The organism is Anoxybacillus amylolyticus, assembly GCF_001634285.1.
Lineage (GTDB): Bacteria > Bacillota > Bacilli > Bacillales > Anoxybacillaceae > Anoxybacteroides > Anoxybacteroides amylolyticum.
Genome location: NZ_CP015438.1, coordinates 2,292,564 through 2,315,003 on the forward strand (window position 1 = coordinate 2,292,564; position 22,440 = coordinate 2,315,003).

The following is a 22,440-nucleotide window of genomic DNA, read 5'->3' on the forward strand; positions in this document are numbered from 1 at the left end:
TTTATTTCCCTTTCAATCTCTTTCTATAACGATGGGACATCCATCGTTATATTATCAATGAGTCGTGCGTTTGTAAACCGGACAGCAATGGCAATAATGATTGTTCCACCCAGTGTGTCGAGCGGCTTTAGCTCTGGGTAAGAGTACACATCGACGTAATCAATAGCACCGCTCGTGTGCGTCATCAAATAATCTTCAATGAGGGCGCGCACTGCTTGTGGGTCGCGCAAACCGTTTTCGATTGCCGCTTTCGCTTTTTGTAGCGCCGCATATAACGCCGGGGCTTCTTGGCGCTCTTTTTCTGATAAATAAACGTTGCGCGAGCTTTTCGCTAATCCGTCTGCTTCGCGTACGGTCGGAACTGGTACGAGCTCGATCGGAAAATGGAAATCGCGAATTAACCCGTCGACAACCGCTACTTGTTGCGCATCTTTCATGCCAAAATACGCCCGCGTTGGCATGACGATATGAAATAATTTCGTCAGCACGGTCGCTACTCCATCAAAATGTCCTGGGCGCGATTTGCCGCAAAGCACATTGACCCGTTCAGTGACGGTGACTTTGACGCTGAGCGGGCGCGGATACATTTCCGCAACCGACGGGTAAAATAACACGTCGACCCCTGCTTCTTTGGCGATTGTTTCGTCGCGGGCAATGTCGCGTGGATAGCGGTCAAAATCTTCGTTCGGTCCAAATTGGAGCGGATTGACAAATATGCTTAACACGACGATATCGTTTTCTTTTCGCGCCGCCTCCATCAACGCCACATGCCCTTCATGCAAATAGCCCATCGTCGGCACAAAGCCGATCGTTTTTCCTTGCTTGTGGTATGCTTGCATGGTTTGTTGCATTTCTTCGATTGTCGTCATCATTTTCATCCCTGTTTTCCCCCATATAACGCCACTAACGCTTCTTCTTTCATCGTAAACATATGCGCGCTTTCCGGAAATTGGCGAAGCTTTACTTCTGCAACATAGCTAGAGATAGCGTGATGGATCGTTTCTTGTATGTTTGCATATTTCTTGACGAATTTTGGCACGCGCTCGACCCCATAGCCGAGTACGTCATGATAGACAAGCACTTGTCCATCGACATCATCTCCAGCACCGATGCCAATCGTTGGAATCGTTAGTTGTTTTGTAATTTCCGCAGCGAGTTGCTTCGGCACACATTCGAGCACAAGCGCGATTGCCCCGGCTTGTTCGCAAAGTTTCGCATCGTTTAGCAGCTTGCGAGCGCTTTCTGCATCTTTTCCTTGTACTTTATACCCGCCAAGCACCCCGACCGATTGCGGCGTTAACCCTAAATGGGCAACGACTGGAACCCCTGCTTTTGTCAAAGCGCGAATGATATCCACCACTTCATCTGCCCCTTCAACTTTTACCGCGTTTGTGTTTGCTTCTTGCATGAGGCGCTTTGCATTACGAAGTGCGTCTTCTTTCGATAGATGGTAGGACATAAACGGCATATCGGTCACAATAAATGTATTCGGTGCTCCGCGGCGCACCGCTTTCGTATGATGAATCATGTCCTCCATTGTGACCGGGATCGTCGAATCATACCCTAATACGACCATGCCGAGCGAGTCACCAACGAGAATCATATCGACGCCCGCTCCCTCGGCAAGTTTTGCCGAAGGAAAATCGTACGCCGTAAGCATCACAATCGGCTCGTTCGTTTCTTTCATTTTCAAAAAATCGCTTTTCGTTTTCATGCATTTCCCTCCTCTTTTTGCTGCAGAGGAGATGAAGCACCGAATAAAAAAACCTTCTTTCCCTGCCTAGAGAAAGAAGGACGTTTTATGTATTCGCGTTCATCCCTCTGTCCTAGTCCTTTCTGGATCAAGGCAGAATTTGTTCATCATTTTTTGTTTATGATGGTGCAGTTCTTGCGAAAAGATACTGCCCGTTCAGCTGTATTTTAACAAAATTCGCACAGTTTTGCTACAAGGAAATATCAGCGGAATGAATATAATGGATGACGCCGTTCGCGTCTTCTAGCATTAATACTCCCTCATCAGTAATGCCGCGGGCAACGCCACGAATCGTACCATGGAGCATACGCGCCGTAATTTCGTTGCCGATGCTAATCGCGTACCCTTCCCATAACAGTTTAATCGGCAAAAAGCCGTGCTGTAAATATTGACGATACAATGTTTCCATTTTTGTCAATACTTCTTGAATAAGTCTCGCCCTCTTTATTTTTTCTCCTTTTTCAATCGCCAGCGATGTCGCAACCTCACGCAGATCTTCTGGAAATTGATTGTGGTTGACGTTGATTCCCATGCCGATAATGACCGAATGGACGCGGTCTGGGTCTGCTTGCAATTCTGTTAAAATGCCGACACATTTTTTCCCGTGGATTAAAATATCGTTTGGCCATTTAATGTCCGGAACGAGCCCGGTCACTTCTTGAATCGCCTGCGCGATGGAAACCGCTGCTAACAAAGTGAGCTGCGGCGCTTTTTGCGGCGGAATTGGCGGACGCAAAATTAAGCTCATCCAAATCCCTGTCCCTTTTGGCGAAAACCAAGTCCGATCCATTCGTCCACGTCCTGCCGTCTGCAATTCCGCCACCACGAGCGTTCCTTCTTTTGCTCCTTCTTGGGCAAGCTGATGGGCAATTTTTTGCGTCGATGCCACTTCTTCTTCGTAATGAATGACTTGTCCAAGTATCGTTGTTTTTAACCCAAGGCGAATTTCATTTGCTGTTACTTTATCTGGGGTACTGATGATTCGATAGCCAAGCCGGCGCACCGCTTCAAGTTCAAATCCTTCTTTCCTTAATTCTTCGATATGTTTCCATACAGCGGTTCGTGAACAGCCAAGCAGCTCGCTAATTTTTTGTCCAGAAATAAAATCCCCTTTTGCTTCCGAGAATAGCTCTAACAATTTTTTTCGTGTGTCTGATTCCATTTGAGCCACGCTTTCATCCGCTCCTTCTCATTTTCTACAATCCCAGCTAACACCGCTTGCTCAAGTTTTTTCAACGTCTCTTCCACCCAAGGTCCTCCCTTTCCCCCATACCAGTCGATAATATCCTTCCCTGTCACCGCTAAGTCTTGGCGCGTTTGAATGGGAAGTGAGTCAAGTTGTTGGCGAAGGGCTTGTACGTTTTCTTCACCTTTTTCTCCGTTGACGAGCGAACGAATCGCTTCAGCGGAAAGCGCAGCGGCTGCGCCGACTGCATACAATGTTTCCTTTGTCCAATCAGCAAACGAACGGACGATAGAAAGCGCATGCAAAATCGCTTGCACGTCTTTCGTTAGCCGGTTGGATAATTTCCATTGGCGTAAAAAAGAAGAAGCATGCTCGATGTTTAATAAATATAAAAGAAAGCTCCAGCGCTCTGCGGTAGAAGTGAGCGCGGACCATTCGTAGTTGGAAAGCTGCTGCAACTCTTCTCGTTTTTCCGCTAGTCCTGGTAAATACGCAAACAGCTTTGTTTCCACTAGTAACGAAAACGCGCTCGAAGCAAACGGTCCTGCCATTAGTTTTTCAAATTCGACCGTCTTTCGCTCGACGGAAATATAGGTAAGCAACGAGGCATGTTCGATCACCGCTTGCTTCGTTCCTTCCTCTAGCTGAAACCCAAGCTGGCTGACGAAGCGAATGGCGCGCATCATGCGGAGCGCATCTTCCAAAAAGCGGTCCTTCGCCTTTCCAACCGTACGAATGATGCGCTTATTAATCGCCGCTTGTCCATCAAACGGATCGATAAATTGACCGGTATCGTCCATGGCGATGGCGTTCATCGTAAAATCACGCCGTTCTAAGTCTTGATACAACGAGCGAACAAACGTCACCGATTCCGGTCGGCGATAGTTTTCGTACGTCCCTTCCGTCCGAAACGTCGTCACTTCATACGGCACCCCATCGTGCAAAACGACGACCGTCCCGTGCTTTAGCCCGACCGGAATCGTTTTCGGGAAAATCGCCATTACTTCGTCCGGCAATGCCGATGTCGCGATATCGACATCATCAATTGGTCGGTTCAACAAATAATCACGCACCGAACCGCCGACAAAATACGCTTCATAGCCGTGCTGTTTTAATGTGCGGATGACGCCGAGCGCCCGGCGAAACGGTTCGTTCATCGCGCCACTCCTTTCATTAGCGAAGCGTAAATCGCTTCATATTGTTGGACGATTTCTTTCGAATAAAATTTCGTATACACCGTCTGTAACGCGTTTTCCGCCATCGCCGCATGCAAGTGGTCGTCTTGCAAAAGCTTTATCGTTCGCTCCGCCACCGCTTCGACGTCGCCAAGCTCGCATAAAAAGCCAGTTTTCCCATCGTCAATCACTTCTGGAATGCCGCCGATGTTCGTGCCGATACATGGGACACTGCACGCCATGGCTTCTAATAATACAAGCCCGAAACTTTCTTTTTCGGATAATAGCCATTTGACGTCACTAATCGAATAGAGCTCTTCTAAATTTTCTTGTTTTCCTAAGCAAAGAACGTCTTTGGTTAAGCCTAGTTGTTTCACTAGCCGACAGACGACCGTCATTTCTGGTCCGTCACCAACAAGCAGCAATTTGGCAGGAAGCGCTTGACGAACAAGCGAAAACGCGCGAACGACATCGGGTACGCGCTTGACTTTTCGGAAATTAGAAACATGGATAATCACTTTTTCTTGTTCGCTAATTCCATACGCTTCTTTTAAAGCATCGACATCTTTTTTCCGATATACACGTTCATCGACGAAATTGTAGACCGTTTGAATGTCTTTTTGCACGTCTAACAATTCGTACGTTTGTTGAACGAGGGCGTTAGAAACAGCGGTCACGACATCGGACTTCTCGATGCCAAATTTAATAATGTCGGTTAACGACGGGTCATACCCGAGCACCGTAATGTCTGTTCCGTGCAGCGTCGTGACGATTTTGACGTCATGGTCGACCATTTGTTTGGCTAAAACGGCGCAAACGGCGTGTGGAACGGCGTAATGAACGTGTAAAAGATCGAGCCGCTCGCGTTTCGTGACTTCGGCAATTTTACTGGCAAGCGCCAAGTCATATGGCGGATATTGAAAGACAGAATATTGATTTACCGTCACTTCATGATAGTAAATATTGCAATATACTTTATTTAGGCGAAACGGGATATTGGAGGAAATAAAATGAATTTCGTGTCCCCTTTCTGCCAATAGTTTCCCTAGTTCGGTGGCAACGACACCAGAGCCACCGACGGTTGGATAACAAACGATTCCTATTTTTAATTTCATTGCTTCTCTCCTATTAAATCACGTGAAATCAATAGCGGTTGTTTCGTCATAAATCCTTCCGCAAACGCGGCGCCGACTTGTTTGCCAAACATACGCTCCCTACTTTCGACCGTTTCGATGTAGCCGTTTGTGAGCGGCGTGTCCACCGATTGCACCGTCTTTGTAAATTGGCTTTCATACGCGCGCAAACTAGCGAGTTTCACATCCATCGTATCGCTAATATCAATAACAAAGTGTGGGCGTTCGTACGCGTTAATCATGTAGTAATAAAGGGCGGTTACACGATGCGCCCGATGCCCGAATGCTTCATAACGAGAAATGCCCGCAGAAAAAACCGCTTCTTCGACAAGAAACGCACAGTTTCCGTGGTCAGGATGGCGGTCTACCCAGTACGGGGCAAATACGACGCGCGGGCGATATTGACGGATGACCGCCGCTAGTTGCCGAATCGCGTCATCCGTTTTATACAACCCCCGGTCTTTCAAGCGAAGGTTAATCCTTGTTTTCACCCCTAATAGCTCCGCGGCGCGTGTTGCTTCTTGCTGGCGAATAGCGACCGTGCCGTTGGACGATAATTCCGCTAGCGTTAAGTCGCAAATGCCGACCGAATACCCTTGTTTTGCGTATTTCGCTAATGTCCCGCCCATGCCGATTTCGACATCGTCTGGATGGGCGCCAAACGCCAAGAGATGCAGTTCAGTCATGTTGTTCCCCCTGTTTTTCATGAACAATGTTGCGCCACGCCAAATCACCGCGCGCTAGCCCTTGAATGAGCAATTCTGCCGTTCCGATATTTGTTGCTAGCGGTACAGCGTACACGTCGCATAAGCGCATTAGTGCGCTTACGTCTGGCTCGTGCGGCTGCGCCGTTAGCGGGTCGCGGAAAAAGATGACCATATCCATTTCATTGCGAGCAATGAGCGCGCCAATTTCTTGGTCGCCGCCTAACGGGCCGGAACGAAATCGATGCACGCGCAAGTTTGTCGCTTCTTCAATGCGCGCGCCGGTCGTTCCGGTCGCATATAGCTCATGCGGCGATAAAATCGGTTCGTACGCTGTGACAAATTGAATCATTTCCGCCTTCTTTTGGTCATGGGCAATTAACGCAATTTTCATCACTATCCCCCGCTCCACTTTTTATTCGATAATATGTTCGAGCCCGTACACAAGCGTTTGCAGTTTCATCACCGTTTCCACCGACAATTTGACGCCGGACATAAACGACCCGCGATGGAACGAATCGTGGCGAATCGTCAATGCTTGTCCATTTCCGCCAAAAATCACCTCTTGATGGGCGACAAACCCAGGAAGGCGGACACTATGGATGCGAATGCCGTCATATTCTGCACCACGCGCCCCCTGTAACGTTTCTTTTTCGTCCGGATGCCCTTGTTTTTTCGGTGGGCGCACATCGGCAATCAATTGCGCCGTTTTTGCCGCTGTTCCCGATGGAGCATCAAGCTTTTGGTCGTGGTGCAATTCGATAATTTCGACATCATGAAAATATTTCGCTGCCATTTGCGCGAATTTCATCATTAAAATCGCGCCAATGGCAAAGTTCGGGGCAATAATGGCGCCAATCCCTTTTTCTTCCGCAAGCTTCGTTAGCCGTTCAATGTCGTCTTCGGTAAATCCTGTCGTGCCGACGACAGGGCGAACGCCATATTGCAAGGCAAGTTCCGTATGGTACTTCCCGCTTTCCGGCGTCGTCAAATCAATAAGCACATCTGGTTTTGTTTCTTGAAAACAACGTTCGATGTCTGTATAAATCGGGGCATGAATGCCAGAGAAGCCGTCCAATTCGGCTAAATCTTTCCCGTCGTATTTGCGGTCAATGACCGCAACAAGTGCAAAATGCTCCGTCTGATGTACAAGTCCGACTGCTTCTCGCCCCATGCGTCCGCGCGGTCCAGCGATTGCTATTTTAATTGGTTTCATTCGTTCAACCCTTCCTTTCTCGTCCAACGATGTTGATCGCGCGTGCGAAATTTTTCCATAACGAAATCGTGCGCTTCTTGTAAATCAATATGAAGCGAATTGGCAAAACAAATAAGGACAAACAATACATCTCCAAGCTCTTCTTCCATCGTTTTTTCTTTTTCTGTTTTCTTTTTCGGCTTTTCGCCGTAATAATGATTTACTTCTCTTGCTAGCTCGCCAAGTTCTTCCGTCAATCGTGCAAGCATGGCTAATGGACTAAAGTATCCTTCTTTAAATTGGCTTATGTATGCATCCACTTCTTGTTGTAATTGTTTCATCGTTTTTTCTGCCACACAACATCACCTCTTATGCTTTCATGTTAGCGAATCGTGGCGGTTTTGACAAATATTTTTCTCCCGCATTGCCGAAACCGACAACTTCCTCTATAATGAAGGCGCTGACTATTATTGCACGGAGGTGGCGTATGGTTTTTGGTTTAAAAATAAAAAATATCGCGTTTATTTTATTTGGCGCGGCAATTTTCGCATTTGGACTTGTTCATTTTAATATGCAAAATAACCTAGCGGAAGGCGGGATTACAGGCATTACACTTCTTCTTTATTTTTTGTTCGGCATGGACCCGTCGATTACAAACTTAGCGTTAAACATTCCGCTTTTTTTTCTCGGTTGGAAATTGCTTGGCCGTCAGTCATTCTTCTATACAGTGATTGGAACGGTGGGGCTATCGATTTTTCTTTGGATTTTCCAACGATTTTCCATACACATGCCACTAAAGCATGATTTGACGCTTGCTGCACTATTTGCAGGCGTATTTATTGGAATTGGTCTGGGGATTATTTTTCGTTATGGCGGAACGACCGGTGGAGTCGATATTATCGCAAGGCTCGTCTACAAATACAAAGGTATTAGTATGGGGAAAACGATGTTTGTATTTGATGCCGCTGTCATTACGCTATCGCTCCTTTTATACCTTTCGTATCGAGAAGCGATGTATACGCTTGTAGCGGTATTTGTCGCGGCAAGGGTCATTGATTTTATGCAAGAAGGCGGGTATGCGGCAAAAGGAGCGACGATTATTTCAGAGAAAAGCGAACAAATTGCCCAGAAAATCTTAACGGAAATGGAACGCGGGGTGACGGTATTAAAAGGTCGCGGATCGTACACAAATCGTGAGCGGGACGTCCTTTATTGTGTCGTGGCGAAAAACGAATTGCCACGCTTAAAAAACGTCATTACTTCCGTTGATCCACACGCCTTTGTGGCAGTAACAGACGTACATGACGTGCTTGGCGAAGGATTTACACTTGATGAAAACAAACAGCCAATTCACCCAGAATAAAAAGGGGCATATCGCCCCTTTATTCTTTTTCTTGCGCGCGCGTTTTTTGTTTTTCTCCACGGTATTTACGAAAACCGACGTACGTTAAGGTTGCCACAATGATGCCCCCTGTGGAAATCATCACCCACCATAGCGACGGATCCGCTTCATCTTTCTTCACTTCGGCAAAAAGCGCCTCTACATCGGCTTTTGTTTGCGCCAATACTTCGATTTGCTTGGCTTGCGGAAGCGCTCGGAATTGCTCGGTCTGAAGATTCGCAATATCCTCATCGACTTTTTTCGCTCGTTCTGGTGCGACATCGATTTTGACGCTCGGCTCAATAATTTCGTATTCGTGCAAAAATTTCGCCAACGCGGTTGGAAATTGCGTGTTGTCCCCTTTTTTCACCGTCGCCTCCATTTGCTGAAACGCTCCCATCACCGCTTGCTCCATCTCCGTCCAAAGCGGTTGATAATCGGAACGAATCGCATCAATGACAAGCCGAAACTGCGCTACTTGGTCGATGCGCGCTTCTGCTGGCAGCGTAGAAGCGGTAACCGTTTTTACTGCCTTTTCATGCGTAACCGTAATCGCGCGCAATTCGTCCATCGAATGAAGCCGGTCACGCGCGTTTAATTTTAAAAATTCATTTGAAAAATAATCGAGCACTTCTTTTGCTTCTTGAAAGCGCTTGTTTTTTGCTAACTGCAGCGCTTCATCGGAAATTTTGTCTAAGCGCTGCCAACTATCCTCATGATGGGTAGCATAGGCAGCTGCCGGAAATAAAAAAATAATGACCATCCAAAACATCACGATTCGCCTCATCCTTGTCCCTCCTCCACTTACTACCAATATATGAGGGAATGGACAAGGTTAGACCATTATTTCCACGGAATTTGCCGACGGTTTTCGCTGACGCACAACACGTAGGCAAACGCAATGGAGGCAATGCTTAACCAAAACGTAAAATAGCCAATTTGCGGCATATAGTCGTTTAGCATTTGATAGCGCGGCATCATGCCAAACACATAGTCAATAACGTCATTATGTAGCGTCCAAATAGCAGCTACCGCTAAATGCCATCCTTTGATGCGATAAAACGGCGCGTACAACAACCCTTCGACCGCCATCGCTCCGTGCGATATTATTAACATCCATCCTTGCCAGCCAATCGTCCCCGTGACAATGAACACGAGTATATTCATCACGACCGCCCAAACGCCGTATTTGAATAACGTCACCATCGCAAGTGCCTCAAAAAGCGGCCAGTTTTTTCCGAGTAAAAAAGCAAGCAGGACAAACACAAAAAACAAACTAGCTGTTGGACTATCTGGCACAAACAATAAAAATTTTGCTGGCGTTTCGGAAAGTTGCTGACCGTACCATATGTATCCATACACCGTTCCGAGCACATTCATGATAAGCAGTAGCCACCACACGGAGCGCTGCCGAAGTAAAAACAGCATAAAGCGCATAATCCACCTACTCTCGAAGTGAAATGGGAAAGAAAAAAGCTGACTAACGATAGCCAGCTTCTTTCGCGTCGGTACTTTATTTCGCTTTTAACCCTGCGATAAACTCAGATAGTTTTTTCAACTCTTCGTCTGTGCCTTTAAACACACCTTTCGGCATGCCTCCGCGGCCGTTTTTCGCAATTTGCGCGATTTCTTCTGGCTTTAATCCAGTGCCAATAAGCGATGGTGCCGCTGCGCCACCAGATAAGTTTTCTCCGTGGCAGGTAACACATGTATTTGCTTGGGCAATTTTATAGCCTTCCGCGTTTTTATCAATTTCGACTTGCGCACGAATTTTCCCTTGTTCCGCTGCTTTTTTCCAGTCATGTGTTACGACGGATTGCCACGTTAAAAAAATCATCGCTGCAAGCGTTAATAACATCATCCCTACCGCTACCGGACGCTTTGTTGGACGACGCTCCGGTCCGCGATCTAAAAACGGTGCAAGAAGCAACGCTCCAAACGCAAGCCCTGGGATGACAATCGCTCCAATCACCGTATAAGGACCTGACGCATACGAATATTTCAGCAACTGGTATAAGAATAAGAAATACCAGTCTGGAAGCGGAATATATGACGTATCCGTTGGGTCAGCGATACGCTCTAACGGAGATGGATGGGCAACGGTTAAACATAAAAACCCAACTAAAAAGACAGAACCAACCATCCATTCCTTCAGCAAGAAGTTCGGCCAAAACGCTTCTGTTTTTCCCGGATATTCCGAATAGTCTTTCGGGATATTCGGCTTTCTCACGGCAGAAACGCGGGAATCGCCGACAAATTTCATCCCTTTTCCGCGATGCATAGCATGTTCCCCTCCTTTGTCTCAAAAACTAAACAGCCTTACATTTTACAGTGGACCAGAAATTCCTTGTTTGCGAATCATTAAGAAGTGCGCTGCCATTAACCCGAGCAATGCACCTGGCAAGAAAAAGACGTGAATCGCAAAGAAACGCGTTAACGTTTGCGCCCCAACGATTTCTGGGTGACCTGCTAATAACGTTTTCACTGCTGTTCCGATGACTGGTGTTGCTTCTGCAATTTGCAAACCTACTTTTGTCGCAAATAGCGCTTTCATATCCCAAGGCAATAAGTAGCCTGTGAAGCCAAGCCCCATCATCACCATGAAAATGAGCACGCCGACAATCCAGTTCAATTCCCGCGGTTTTTTGTATGCTCCTTGGAAAAAGACGCGCAACGTATGTAAAAACATCATGACGATGACAAGACTCGCGCCCCAGTGGTGCATGCCGCGCACAATTTGACCGAATGCGACTTCATTTTGCAAATAATATACAGATTCCCATGCGTTTTTAATATCTGGAACGTAGTACATCGTTAAAAACATCCCAGACAAAATTTGAATGACGGTGACAAAAAACGTTAATCCGCCAAAGCAGTAAACAAATGCCGAAAAATGGTGTGCTGGGTTTACATGCTCCGGCACTTCATGGTCGGCGATATCGCGCCACAAAGGCGTAATATCAAGCCGTTCGTCGACCCAGTCATAAATTTTGTTTAGCACCTATTACGCCCCCCCTCGTGGTTTCGCTTTACCTAAATATAGTTTGCCGTCTTTTACTTTGTACTCGTAGCGGTCTAGCGGATGCATCGGCGGTGTTCCTGGAACGTTCGTGCCGTCTTTCGTGTAGCGGCCATAGTGACATGGACAGAAGAATTGGTTCGGATGCTCTTTGTCCGCGTTCCAGTTGACAGTACAACCGAGGTGCTTACAGATTGGCGATAAAGCGACAATCTCCCCCTTGTCGTCTTTGTACACCCAAGCCGATTTTGGCTCTTCTGATTCGTACCATGCGTCTTTTACTTTTACTTTAAAGTCGAAGCGTTGCGGCTCGGTCGTGATGTCCTTCACTTGTGCAACAGCTACCATGTCTGCTGCTGCTTCTTCCTTTAAGATCGGATCCAACGCAAACCGAACCATTGGCATGAGAATGCCTGCCGCCATAAATCCGCCTACACCTGTTAACGTGTAGTTTAAAAATTGGCGTCTTGATACACGGTGTTTGTTTTCGCTCATCGTTTTCCCCCCTCATGTATAAGAGTAAGTCCATCCGGACAGAATCGTATAACACATATAAAACTAGGACATTCTAATGATAGCTCAAGATAAAGACAAGGTCAATATAATCGTCAATGAAAACGCTCACCGTTCGACAAGTTTCTCATACCCAATGCGAAATGAACGCGTTTAACAGCTTTGTCGTCTGTTCGTAGACGATTTGTTGCTTATACGAGTCGTCCATATGCTCAAACGGAATGGACGGAAGGAAAAAAAGTACCCCAGTCAACATCGATTCTTTTTCTTTCCATTTTTGATCGGTTGTCACATAAAATACATGCCTCATTCCCGCCTCTTTCAGCTCGGTTGTCCAACAGTTTAGCCGCTCCACACATACGTCAAGCGTTTCGGAAGCGAAATATGGAAATGATGGAAAGAGAAAAAGCCGCCCTTTTAGCTGTCGTTCGATTTCGTTTGTTACAAGCTGCATAAACTCTCCATCCGCAGCCGCTAATTTCGCGCGTTCGGAAAAAGTAAGCGGTAAGAGCGGAAGAACGGCTGTGTCGATATACTGTTTTTCTTTTTCATACATACTTACGTCATAGGCTGTCCATTTCATTACTATTCTCCCCTTTTTCATCGTTCCTTAATCAGCCTATCATATTTTCAAAAAAAAGAAAAACCTTGCGTGTCGCAAGGTTTACAGCCGGCGCAATTGCTCCGTGAGCTGTTTAAATGTTTGTTCGTCTTGGCGGTCGAGCGCCTCATCAATTAACTTCATCAGCCGCTCTTTTTGAAAATGTTGCAGCGATTTTTCTAAAAACTGCTCCGCCAATAATTTGTCTTTTTCATTTACTTGCACATGTTTCGGAGCGTACGGATTTTCTTCCAGTACGGCAACGTATTGCGGTGAATGAAAGGAAGCACGAAAGTTCAATTGAATGTAAATGTCTTCGTCACGGTTCAGGCGAATGTCGTGAAACGATTTTTCCGCATCGGTCGTCATGACGTTTTCTTTGTAAAAGCGAAACGGAACATCATCGACACAATGCGTCGACATGACCATCCCGCGCGGACAAAATTGGGCGTTTTCGACAAAATGTACTTTTTTCATCAATTGGTCATGGCTCATTAAGTAGTTTAAAATCCAGACACACTCGCGCCGTTTCAATTGGTAATGGCTTAAAAACCAGCGGATAAACTCTTTTTTTTCGTTCACGGACACGGTCATCCTTCTTCCCCCCTCTGCCGGTTTCCAAGAAAGAGGTAATGTCGCGAGTTGTTATTCCTCTAGCTGCAATAACATTTGCGCTGCCTCTGTATTGGCGGGGTCGAGGCGCACAATTTGCGCAAACATCGCTTTCGCACGTTCGCGATCTCCTTCTTCGATTAAAAAATACCCATATTCTTCAAGAAACGATACGTCATTCTTAAAGAAAGTATATGCCTCCTGGTAATGATTTAATGCATCAGAATACATTTCAAGCTTATGTTTCGCGCGCGCTAAATACCATTCCAATTGCGGGTCGTATTCTCCTTGGTCGATTGCATATTGCAAACAACGGACGACGTCCTCGTATCGCTCTTGGTGCATCCATACGCTCGCTAATGCGACCAGCGCTTCGACATACCCAAGATCAATGTCAACTGCTTTTTGTAAGTACGTTTCTGCTTCTTCCTCATTGCCAAGCTTTAAGGCGATTTTTCCCGCATAGAAGAGCAACTCTTTATTCCACTCATCCACGAGCAACCCTTCTTTGGCGATTTCGTAGCTTTTGGTTACATCGCCTTCGTGCTCGTATGCTTTCGCTAAATAAAGATAAAGGGGAACATAGTCGCGGTCGAGCTCTTTTAGCTGCGTCAATTTTTCAATTGCCGTTTGGTAATACTCTGCCTGAAATGCAGTAAACCCATAGCCAAATAGCGTATGGCTGTCCATTTTCTTTTCTATTGTTTGTTCATAGTACGGAAGCGCTTGTTCAAACTCTCCTAACAAACTAAGCGCTTCGGCTAGCCGCTCTGGAATAAACGTACCAGCAACCGTCGTTTCACGCTCAAGTACTTTTTTATAAAATGAAATGCTTTTTCCGTACTGCCCAGTCGCAAAATAAAGTTCTGCAAGGGCAAATTCGATAATTGGTTCATTCGGTGCTTTTTCGTACGCTTTTAATAGCTTTTGTTCACTCACTTCCTCAAGCCCTTGTATTTGGTAAAGATCTGCTAAAAGCAAACATGCTCGCAAAAATAAAGGATCCTCTTCATCAATGTCGGTTAAAATAGCAAGCGCTTTTTCGTCTTCTTCTAGCTCTGTATAAATTTCCGCCAAAAAGATGAAAAGTTCGCCTTCATCTGGGTAACGTTGCACTAGTTCTTCGACGATGGCGCGTGCCTCCTCGAGCATTCCAAAGGAAAATAGATAATCGGCAAGCATATATTTTTCATCGTCGTTCGCTTCTTTTTTTGCTTTCGAAATAAGGGGAAGGGCGCGTTCGATGTCGCCCCTTTCCACAAGCTGGACGATTTGGTCGATTCGATTCACTTTCAACACTTCCTTATGTAAAGTTTGCCGTAAACATCCCTGGCGCGCGGACGATTCGTTCGCGTCCAAAGCCTGGATGAAAAAAGAGCTCGTTGCCTGCTTTCATCACTTTTCCGTTATGGACAGTGATAACTGGAACATGTTTATCATAATCGACCGCGAACATTTCGGCAACTAGGTTGCTTTTTGCATATAAATTATAATCTAATTCGCCGCCAATGCGGATATCTCCTTTTTGTGGATAAATGCCGATTTTCTTTAATACATCAAGCGCTAGCGGTACGCGCTCTTTTAGCGCAAACGGAAGAAACGGAATGCGTGCGTGTGCTAACACGTGCTGCCAATGTTGTTCTGCTTGTTTGGTTGGCGGCGTCAACCAGTATGGAACGAGCGGAAGCGGATACGAAGCGAACGTGTCGTACATCCACCCCCAAGCGAGTTTTTCAATCCGTTCATCACCATTTAGTTCAACAAATAAAACAGGAATGTGGAGTCGTTTACATGCTCTTACAAATGATGGGGTCAGCGTACGAAGTGGGATTTTCACCCCGATGAAATAATCGATTGGGCTATTGAGCAAATGTAAGCGCAGGTGTTGTAAGGCGTCCGGCAGCTGTTTTTCGTACCGGACATTGCACACCACTAATAACGTCGTGCATCCTTTTGCAAGAAAATGTTGTTGCATATATGACTTAAATTCTGAAAAAGATCGCGGATTGCCGAACGAAAAATCGAGCATGACATAGCCAGGCGTCATCACAAATTCGCTAACCGGCATGCGCATCCAGCGATAGACAGCCGTTTGCTCACCGATATAATCAACGCGGTTTTTATCGACAACAATCGAACAGCGCCTCGTTGTTCCGTTTCTCACGACGGTGGCATCATCAATAATATGCGGCACGTTCCCATTCCCCCTTTAAGACAAGCTATGAAGGGGAGAAGGAGAATATTCGCACAACCAATAACTTCTGCCGCAGGTTTTCTCCATTAGGCAAAGAACCTATTTGCCGTTTTTTTCATATAGTGGGTTAGAAAAGAGAAGAGGAGCTGGTTTGCATGAGTATGCCCGAAATTCCCAAAATGACGCACCGCCCGGATAAAAAAGAAGTGATTATTGATTTATTAGAATCGATCGCGCTGGAAGAAGTTGCGTTATCCCACATTTTAAACGCGGAGGCAGAAAAAATTCAAGCGTTTGTCGGCAAATGCCTTGACTTCCCGACAAAACCGAACAACCATGAAATTTTAACGTTTAATAAATCGGTGCAAAGCTTACTGGAAACCGTCGTGATGAAGGAATGGCTGTTGTTGAAAAAATTAGAAGACGTGCTCGAGTTTTTGCCGCCGCTGCATCACGGAAAGTGTTGCTGTCCTTCTTGCAAAGAAAACCGAAAGCATCCAAGCAACTGCCATTGCCCGATTTGCGAAGGACATGAAAAACACCACGCCAATTGCCAATGCCCGACATGCAAAGAACATCGTGTGTGGAAAGGATATGAATCATGAAACGATGTGTAAAACAGCAGTTGTATGACGTCGCTTGTTCCGTTACCGCCTATGAAAAAGCGCTAGCTGCTTACATCCATGCGCTCTCCTTGTTGTATAATGCATATATCCAACTTCACGGCGATGACAAAATGATGAAAAAATCCGTGTTTCATACTCTCCTCGAAGTAACCCAGTTGCAAAAATGGCAATGGCGCAAACAGAAACTATTAACAGAACATGTTGACCCGTATGAATGTGAGTCTTTCTCGGACACGAACATCACAGATGGAATGACAAGGCTGAAACAAGCAACAAACGGCATGTTTCTTTCGACACATGACAGAAACGAGCTATATACATTATTGGAAGAAAATAAACAATTAGCGAAAAAAAGAAGACTATCGTTTTACCGTACACGCACCGAAAACGACCCAAGAACAAGGTGGCTTTCCCGCCATCTTTCGAAACAAAAACAGGATCTTACCAAATAGGAAAAGAACCATGTTTTTTTATTTTGTCCTTTTCCTTTTGAGGCAAGAGAAATACTCATTTGTACTAGTTAGTACGTCCAACCAAAACCGCTAAGAACGAATAAACAAATAGTGTAGGAAAACGAGCAAAAAGAGAGGTGAAAAACATGAGCTTTCCAAATTTACCGAGCACGATCGGTTCAGACATCAATCTTGACCCCAAAAATGTCGTGCTATTAATTCTTGTTTCGATTGCGTTTGAAGAATTGGCGTTAGCCCACATCATGAATTCAGAAGCAGAAAAATTGCAAGCAGCGCTCGGGACGCTGCACGCAAATTCAAATCCATTAGCCGAAACCCTCGAGGATTTATTAAACATAAACCGGAGCGTCGAGCGAATGCTTCGCACCGTCATAAAAAAAGAAATGCTTCTGCAATTTAAACTAGAAGATGCGATCGAATTTTTCTTAACGGTAACACCGCCACCAACTCCAGGAGGGGCATGTGATTGCTCAACAACCTTTGTTTTTAATGATTGCGCGACAACTTCACAAGTTCGGATGGGGGGCAACCTCACTTCCCGAAAAGGAACTGCCTCAGGCGTCGTCGCTGTTTGTATTGGTTGTTCGAGCGAAGCAAAAAGTGTCATCGAATTCCATTTTAGTAGCTGCTTACCTACCCCTTCTGTCATTTTAAACTTTGTAGCGAATTCGTTTGCTGTCGACTGCCCAGGACTTAAAAACGTGATGAACGTAAAGGGAACAGGGTTCATTCTCCCTACTTCAAAAGGCTTCCACTTCAATCCTACTACGAATTACCAATACGAGCTAACGTTTAACGATGCTAATAATAAACTGTCATTTACAATCCGCGACGGATCGACTGTCATTTATCAAGACAACAATATCGATGCAGTAGGACAGATAAACGACTGTGAACTAAGTGAACACTAGCTTCAACTGCACATTCGCTTAAAATGCAGCAATTTCTCCCTTTTATCAAGATTACCAATCCGACTAAAACATTTTTCCCTTTAATAAAGAGAGGGACTAACGAAAAGAGAGGGTGCCATCTTTTGTCTTTCAATCATCCAACAAAAATTCCACGACATCCTCCAGCTTAAATTGGAGGATAATTTCTTTTTTGACGACCGTGCGTAGCACCCGCTCCACGCTGCGGTTAATCTGTAATAAATCGTCTAAGTCGTCGACAACTCGGTCGTTATCATCAAGCGTTCCGAGGGCAAATTGCAGCTTTTCCGCCTCAGCGTTCATCACGTGCGCTAGCGCGAGCTCTTCAAACGCAATCGACGCTAATAAAAAAAGCGCCACTTGTTCTTTATCAAAGTCTTCAATTGGGTTAATGTCTTCCGGAATATTTGGGAAACTCACGTCCTTCACCTCCTGTTGTAGTCACTATTCAATGTATTCACTGTCAAGGCTTTGGTCCATCTTTTCATCACTAAAAAAGAAACCTCCCACGGTTTCTTTTTTTCATCCCCCTTCTTGTCGACCAACAAAAAAAGGGCCCTTCTCGCCCTTTTTTCGTACTTTACACGCCTTTATTGTCCGATTAACGCCTGCAAATGGTTAAAAAATGTCGGGTACGAGACGGCGATGGCTTCCGCGCCTTGAAGTGACATCGACCCGTTCGTCACGCACGCCGCAATCGCAAGCATCATGCCGATGCGGTGGTCGCCGTGGCTATCGACTGCTAGGTTGTCCGCTGTTAGGGGCGTTTTGCCGCGGATAATCATGCCGTCGTCTGTCGCTTCAATATCTGCGCCAAACTTTTTCAATTCGGTAACGACCGTATCAATTCGGTTCGTTTCTTTCACCTTTAGCTCTGCCGCATCTTTAATGACGGTCGTGCCGTCCGCTTGCGTCGCGAGCAGTGCGATGATTGGAATTTCATCAATTAAGCGCGGAATAAGCGCACCGCCGATTTCCGTCGCTTTCAAGTTCGACGTACGGATCGTTAAGTCGCCAATTGGTTCTGTTTCTTCGTTGCGGACATTTTCAATCGAAAGCTCCGCCCCCATTTGCTCGAGCACGTCGATAATGCCCGTTCTCGTTGGGTTTAGTCCAACGTTTTTTAAGACGATTTCGCTATTTGGCACAATCGCACCGGCAACTAAGAAAAAGGCAGCGGACGAAATATCGCCAGGGACGTACACATCAGCTGCTTTTAGCGTTTGCTTGCCGCTTATCGATACCGTTAGCCCGTCTACGACAACTTCTCCGCCGAATAAGCGTACCATCCGCTCCGTATGATCGCGCGATTTCGAAGGCTCCTTCACCGTCGTCGTCCCTTCGGTGAACAGCCCTGCCAATAAAATCGCTGATTTCACTTGCGCACTGGCGACAGGTGATTCGTATTGAATCGGACGCAAATTGCCCCCGCGAATCGCAAGCGGCGTATAGTTTCCGCCCTCACGTCCATCAATATGCGCTCCCATCATCGTTAACGGCTTTGTCACCCTTGCCATTGGCCGCTTCGCAATCGACGCGTCGCCAATTAAGCATGCGTGAAACGGACATGCCGCTAAAATGCCGAGCAGCAATCGAGTCGTCGTCCCGGAGTTGCCGACGTTTAAAATGTCGTTCGGCTCTTGTAGCCCGTCGATTCCTTTTCCTTCGACGACAACGTCTGTACCGTTTTGCGTAATAGCTACTCCCATTTTGCGAAAGCAATCAATCGTGCTTAAACAATCTTCCCCCGGCAAAAAGTTCGCAATTGTCGTCGTCCCTTCGGCGATCGCCCCAAGCATAACGGCCCGATGGGAAATCGATTTATCGCCGGGGACGTGAATCGCTCCTCGCAGCGACGGAACGTTCGTTTGTAACGGCTGCATATGGCTCCTCCTTATCCTTCATATGTTTCATAGTTCGTATGCTTCTTAATGCATTCTTTTGCTCTTTGGCGATCTTCGTCGCTTTGGAAGCTTAAGCGAAGAACCCCGTAAATTTCTTCGCGCGTTTCAATGATGCGAATATTCGTAATACTGATGCGCTCGTGCGCTAAATAGCCAGTAATTTCGGAAATAACCCCCGGATAGTCAGGCACATCAACATATAAATCGTAAAACGATGGAATCGCTCCTTTCGTGCGAACCGGCAGTCCATCGCGAAATTGCTTCGCTTCTAAAAAATAACGGTAAATCGCGTCGCTTTCTTCCCGCTCAACAAACGACCGCACCTTTTGCATTTCCATCATCCAGCGGTCAAATAAAGCGAGCAATTCTTCTTTGTTATGTAAAAAAATATCGCGCCACATTTCCGGATTGCTTGAGGCGATGCGCGTAATATCGCGAAACCCGCCAGCTGCTAGCCGGCTGACTAACTCGTCTTCTTGTTCGTGTTGCTGCGCTTGGTGCACAAGGCTTGCCGCGATAATGTGGGGAAAGTGGCTAATCACTCCGGTAATTCGGTCGTGTTCTTTTGGCGAAAGAGCCACAAAATGCGCTTTCGTCCCTTTTAACCATTGCTTCAGCCGCTCGACATCGCTTCCTTGCACTTCTTCCGTCGGCGTTAAAATGTAAAACGCATTTTCAAATAAATGCGCTCGTGCCGCCGTTATCCCGCTTTTATGCGAACCTGCCATCGGATGTCCGCCAATAAACGTAATCCCTTTCTCTAATAGCCGCTTCGCATGTTGTACGATACGCTGCTTTGTACTCCCAACATCAGTGACAATGACAGACTGCTTTAGACGGTACGTGAGCATTTCCGCTAAAATTTTTTCCGTCTGCATGACCGGCGTCGCTAAAATGATAACGTCCGCTTGCGCCATTCCTTCTTCAATAGAAAAAGCATTGTCATCAATGACGGCAAGTGTCTTGGCAAGCTTCATTTCTTCTTCATTGACATCAAAGCCAATCACGAAAGATTGTGGATGTTCTTTTTTAATTGCCAGTGCGATCGAACCGCCAATAAGCCCAAGTCCGACCACAAATACAGTCCCTTCCAACGGTTTCACCTCTTATAAAATGCGCCCGCCGCGGCTTGCGGCGAGCTTTTTAGACAAATTGTTTTTCTTTTAATAGCTGCAGTATCGCTGAAAACACGTGCTCGTTTTGTTCTTCTGTGCCGATGGTAATACGCACCGCCGTCGGAAATCCGAGCGCATTTCCCGAGCGAACGATAATGCCGCGCTCAAGTAAATATTGAAACACCGCGTTTCCTTCAATCCCAAAATCAATTAAAATAAAATTCGCTTCTGACGGATAATAGCGCAAGCCGTGCTGTTGGCAAAAACGGTAAAATGATTCAAGCCCTTGCTTGTTTTTCGCAGCGCACGTTTCAATAAACGCTTGGTCATTAAGCGCTGCTACGGCTGCTACTTGGGCGACGCTCGACGTATTAAACGGCTCGCGCGCCGGCTCAATTTGCCGGATAATGGTCTCGTTTCCGACGCCATATCCAACACGCAAGCCTGCTAAACCATATGCTTTCGAAAACGTGCGCAACACCATTAAATTGTCATATTGCGAGAGCAACGGCACGGTTTGCGGATAATCGTCTGCCGTCACATATTCGTAATACGCCTCATCCGATACGACGAGCACATGTTTTGGCACGTTTTTTAAAAATTCCACGAACTCTTCTTCCTTCACGTACGTACCGCTCGGATTGTTCGGATTGCATACCCAGACGACACGCGTCTGTTCGTCGATTGCTTCTAGCATTTTCTTCAAGTCATGCCGTCCGTCCACTAACGGCACTTCGCGAATTTCCGCTCCTTCAATGACGGCGTTATGACGGTATTGTGGAAACGTCGGTGTCGCCATCACCGTATTTGTTCCTTTCGTTAAAAAGGCGCGGCAAATAATTTGCACCACTTCGTCCGAGCCGTTGCCAAAAAGAAGTTGTGTTTCGCTTACACCGAGATGACTTGCTACTTTTTCCCTTAGTAAGTGTGCATAGCCGTCTGGATACAATGCTAACCGATCAAGCTCTTTTGCAATCGCTTCTTTCACTGCCGGCGACGAGCCGTACGGGTTTTCGTTTGATGCGAGCTTAATGACATTGGTCAACCCATATTGCCGCTTCACTTCTTCTAGCGACTTCCCTGGCTGATAAGGAGTCAACCCTTGCAATTGATTTTTAATTTTCATGTTCTCACCCCATTGCGAAAATTAGCGCCTCATTTCCCTAATGGCGAAACTAACATTTGCGCATAGCGGCGAAACTCGTTGAGCGCTTCCTGCTTCGTATCCTCCTGTGAAAGCCGTTCGGACAGCTCTTCCACTTTTTGCACGAGCGCACTGCCGATGACGACCCCATCGCAATGCTCTTTTAGCATCCGGACTTGTTCGCTTTTCGAAATGCCGAAGCCGACGACAACTGGAACACGGCTATATTGCTTCACTTCCGCTAAAAATTCGTTAATGGCCTCCGGCAACGTATCGCGAACGCCCGTCACTCCTAATGAAGATACACAGTACAAAAAGCCTTGCGCATTGGAAGCAATTTTTTCGATTCGTTGCTTCGATGTCGGGGCAACGAGCGAAATAAGAGGCACCCTTGTTTCTTCGCTCACACGACGAATCGGTTCGCTTTCTTCAAATGGTAAATCAGGAATAAGGACGCCGTCCACTCCATTTTCCTTCGCTAAAGCAAAGAAGGATTCTTCTCCTAATTGTAACACAGGATTGTAATACGTAAAGATAATAATGGGAATTTTCACACCTTTTTTTCGCATGAATCCTACTAACTCCACTGCTTTCGGAAGCGTCATGCGCTGCTTAAGCGCCCGCGATGACGCGCGCTGAATGACAGGACCGTCTGCAAGCGGATCGGAATACGGAACGCCAAGTTCTAATATATCCGCTCCCGCCTCTTGCAGCGCAAGCGCCAACTCTATGGTAACATCGGGATGCGGGTCGCCAGCGACAAGAAACGGAATAAACATCGTT

27 protein-coding genes are annotated in these 22,440 nt (G+C 46.3%); 4 read left to right on the forward strand and 23 right to left on the reverse strand.

The window, feature by feature from the left end; translation table 11 throughout:
- Positions 1-23: 23 nt before the first annotated feature.
- The 9 genes from panC to GFC30_RS11645 all read right to left on the reverse strand — a co-directional run bounded on the left by panC (position 24) and on the right by GFC30_RS11645 (position 7,502).
- Entirely contained in the window at positions 24-878 is an 855-nt protein-coding gene (panC, locus tag GFC30_RS11605; protein ID WP_066325752.1) for a pantoate--beta-alanine ligase, read from the reverse strand.
- Positions 875-1,714 (reverse strand): 3-methyl-2-oxobutanoate hydroxymethyltransferase, encoded by an 840-nt coding sequence (panB, locus tag GFC30_RS11610; RefSeq protein WP_066325756.1) that lies wholly within the window; start codon positions 1,712-1,714, stop codon positions 875-877. The genes panC and panB overlap by 4 nt, the downstream gene beginning before the upstream one ends.
- A 229-nt stretch (positions 1,715-1,943) precedes the next feature.
- Entirely contained in the window at positions 1,944-2,915 is a 972-nt protein-coding gene (locus GFC30_RS11615) for a biotin--[acetyl-CoA-carboxylase] ligase (RefSeq protein WP_066325759.1), read from the reverse strand.
- Positions 2,885-4,096 carry a CCA tRNA nucleotidyltransferase gene (locus tag GFC30_RS11620; protein ID WP_066325761.1) on the reverse strand — a complete coding sequence of 404 codons (1,212 nt, stop codon included), beginning with the start codon at positions 4,094-4,096 and terminating at the stop codon, positions 2,885-2,887. The genes GFC30_RS11615 and GFC30_RS11620 overlap by 31 nt, the downstream gene beginning before the upstream one ends.
- Complete coding sequence (gene bshA / locus GFC30_RS11625) at positions 4,093-5,229, reverse strand: N-acetyl-alpha-D-glucosaminyl L-malate synthase BshA (protein WP_066325763.1); 1,137 nt, start codon at positions 5,227-5,229, stop codon at positions 4,093-4,095. Before bshA ends, GFC30_RS11620 begins: the two co-directional genes overlap by 4 nt.
- The gene (gene bshB1, locus GFC30_RS11630; RefSeq protein WP_066325769.1) at positions 5,226-5,933 is read right to left on the reverse strand and encodes a bacillithiol biosynthesis deacetylase BshB1; all 708 of its coding nucleotides are present in this window, start codon (positions 5,931-5,933) and stop codon (positions 5,226-5,228) included. The genes bshA and bshB1 overlap by 4 nt, the downstream gene beginning before the upstream one ends.
- Positions 5,926-6,345 (reverse strand): methylglyoxal synthase, encoded by a 420-nt coding sequence (gene mgsA / locus GFC30_RS11635; RefSeq protein ID WP_066325771.1) that lies wholly within the window; start codon positions 6,343-6,345, stop codon positions 5,926-5,928. Before mgsA ends, bshB1 begins: the two co-directional genes overlap by 8 nt.
- 21 nt (positions 6,346-6,366) lie before the next feature.
- On the reverse strand, positions 6,367-7,167 hold the full coding sequence (gene dapB / locus GFC30_RS11640) for a 4-hydroxy-tetrahydrodipicolinate reductase (protein ID WP_066325773.1): 801 nt from the start codon (positions 7,165-7,167) through the stop codon (positions 6,367-6,369).
- Positions 7,164-7,502, reverse strand: a complete 339-nt coding sequence (locus GFC30_RS11645) for a nucleotide pyrophosphohydrolase (protein WP_066325775.1) — start codon at positions 7,500-7,502, stop codon at positions 7,164-7,166. The genes dapB and GFC30_RS11645 overlap by 4 nt, the downstream gene beginning before the upstream one ends.
- A gap of 131 nt (positions 7,503-7,633) precedes the next feature.
- Between GFC30_RS11645 and GFC30_RS11650 the strand changes: the two genes are divergently transcribed.
- Positions 7,634-8,509, forward strand: a complete 876-nt coding sequence (locus GFC30_RS11650) for a YitT family protein (protein WP_066325777.1) — start codon at positions 7,634-7,636, stop codon at positions 8,507-8,509.
- 19 nt (positions 8,510-8,528) lie between these two features.
- Here GFC30_RS11650 and ypjB read toward each other — a convergent pair whose 3' ends face one another.
- The 9 genes from ypjB to GFC30_RS11695 form a co-directional block, all read right to left on the reverse strand.
- Positions 8,529-9,314 carry a sporulation protein YpjB gene (gene ypjB, locus GFC30_RS11655; RefSeq protein WP_066325780.1) on the reverse strand — a complete coding sequence of 262 codons (786 nt, stop codon included), beginning with the start codon at positions 9,312-9,314 and terminating at the stop codon, positions 8,529-8,531.
- Between the two features lie 56 nt (positions 9,315-9,370).
- Positions 9,371-9,964 carry a lipoprotein heptaprenylglyceryl N-acetyltransferase LhaT gene (lhaT, locus tag GFC30_RS11660; protein WP_066325782.1) on the reverse strand — a complete coding sequence of 198 codons (594 nt, stop codon included), beginning with the start codon at positions 9,962-9,964 and terminating at the stop codon, positions 9,371-9,373.
- Between the two features lie 76 nt (positions 9,965-10,040).
- Complete coding sequence (locus tag GFC30_RS11665; protein ID WP_066325787.1) at positions 10,041-10,808, reverse strand: menaquinol-cytochrome c reductase cytochrome b/c subunit; 768 nt, start codon at positions 10,806-10,808, stop codon at positions 10,041-10,043.
- A 45-nt stretch (positions 10,809-10,853) separates the two neighbouring features.
- Entirely contained in the window at positions 10,854-11,528 is a 675-nt protein-coding gene (gene qcrB / locus GFC30_RS11670; RefSeq protein WP_027408562.1) for a menaquinol-cytochrome c reductase cytochrome b subunit, read from the reverse strand.
- A 3-nt stretch (positions 11,529-11,531) separates the two neighbouring features.
- The gene (locus GFC30_RS11675; RefSeq protein ID WP_066325789.1) at positions 11,532-12,041 is read right to left on the reverse strand and encodes a Rieske (2Fe-2S) protein; all 510 of its coding nucleotides are present in this window, start codon (positions 12,039-12,041) and stop codon (positions 11,532-11,534) included.
- A gap of 145 nt (positions 12,042-12,186) precedes the next feature.
- Positions 12,187-12,642, reverse strand: coding sequence for a YpiF family protein (locus GFC30_RS11680; RefSeq protein ID WP_066325791.1), 456 nt, complete (start codon positions 12,640-12,642; stop codon positions 12,187-12,189).
- Positions 12,643-12,723: 81 nt separating this feature from the next.
- Positions 12,724-13,254 carry a ReoY family proteolytic degradation factor gene (locus GFC30_RS11685; protein WP_066325793.1) on the reverse strand — a complete coding sequence of 177 codons (531 nt, stop codon included), beginning with the start codon at positions 13,252-13,254 and terminating at the stop codon, positions 12,724-12,726.
- A 51-nt stretch (positions 13,255-13,305) separates the two neighbouring features.
- Positions 13,306-14,562 carry a tetratricopeptide repeat protein gene (locus tag GFC30_RS11690; protein WP_066325795.1) on the reverse strand — a complete coding sequence of 419 codons (1,257 nt, stop codon included), beginning with the start codon at positions 14,560-14,562 and terminating at the stop codon, positions 13,306-13,308.
- Positions 14,563-14,575: 13 nt separating this feature from the next.
- Positions 14,576-15,466: a hypothetical protein gene (locus GFC30_RS11695; protein WP_066325797.1), complete on the reverse strand. Its 891-nt coding sequence runs from the start codon at positions 15,464-15,466 to the stop codon at positions 14,576-14,578.
- 155 nt (positions 15,467-15,621) lie between these two features.
- Between GFC30_RS11695 and GFC30_RS17345 the strand changes: the two genes are divergently transcribed.
- From GFC30_RS17345 to GFC30_RS17700, 3 genes are all read left to right on the forward strand, one after another.
- Positions 15,622-16,071 (forward strand): alpha-helical endospore appendage domain-containing protein, encoded by a 450-nt coding sequence (locus GFC30_RS17345; RefSeq protein ID WP_066325799.1) that lies wholly within the window; start codon positions 15,622-15,624, stop codon positions 16,069-16,071.
- Positions 16,068-16,544 (forward strand): hypothetical protein, encoded by a 477-nt coding sequence (locus tag GFC30_RS11705; protein WP_066325802.1) that lies wholly within the window; start codon positions 16,068-16,070, stop codon positions 16,542-16,544. Before GFC30_RS17345 ends, GFC30_RS11705 begins: the two co-directional genes overlap by 4 nt.
- 146 nt (positions 16,545-16,690) lie before the next feature.
- Positions 16,691-17,476, forward strand: a complete 786-nt coding sequence (locus GFC30_RS17700; protein ID WP_066325804.1) for an alpha-helical endospore appendage domain-containing protein — start codon at positions 16,691-16,693, stop codon at positions 17,474-17,476.
- Positions 17,477-17,605: 129 nt separating this feature from the next.
- Here the strand turns inward: GFC30_RS17700 and GFC30_RS11715 are convergent, their stop codons facing one another.
- From GFC30_RS11715 to trpA, 5 genes are all read right to left on the reverse strand, one after another.
- Complete coding sequence (locus tag GFC30_RS11715) at positions 17,606-17,914, reverse strand: alpha-helical endospore appendage domain-containing protein (protein ID WP_066325806.1); 309 nt, start codon at positions 17,912-17,914, stop codon at positions 17,606-17,608.
- 170 nt (positions 17,915-18,084) lie between these two features.
- Positions 18,085-19,377, reverse strand: coding sequence for a 3-phosphoshikimate 1-carboxyvinyltransferase (gene aroA / locus GFC30_RS11720; protein ID WP_066325808.1), 1,293 nt, complete (start codon positions 19,375-19,377; stop codon positions 18,085-18,087).
- 11 nt (positions 19,378-19,388) lie between these two features.
- Positions 19,389-20,492: a prephenate dehydrogenase gene (locus GFC30_RS11725; RefSeq protein WP_066325810.1), complete on the reverse strand. Its 1,104-nt coding sequence runs from the start codon at positions 20,490-20,492 to the stop codon at positions 19,389-19,391.
- Positions 20,493-20,541: 49 nt separating this feature from the next.
- A complete protein-coding gene (hisC, locus tag GFC30_RS11730) occupies positions 20,542-21,639 on the reverse strand; it encodes a histidinol-phosphate transaminase (RefSeq protein ID WP_066325813.1) in 1,098 nt (365 codons plus the stop codon).
- Between the two features lie 29 nt (positions 21,640-21,668).
- Positions 21,669-22,436, reverse strand: coding sequence for a tryptophan synthase subunit alpha (gene trpA, locus GFC30_RS11735; RefSeq protein WP_084256433.1), 768 nt, complete (start codon positions 22,434-22,436; stop codon positions 21,669-21,671).
- Positions 22,437-22,440: the final 4 nt, after the last annotated feature.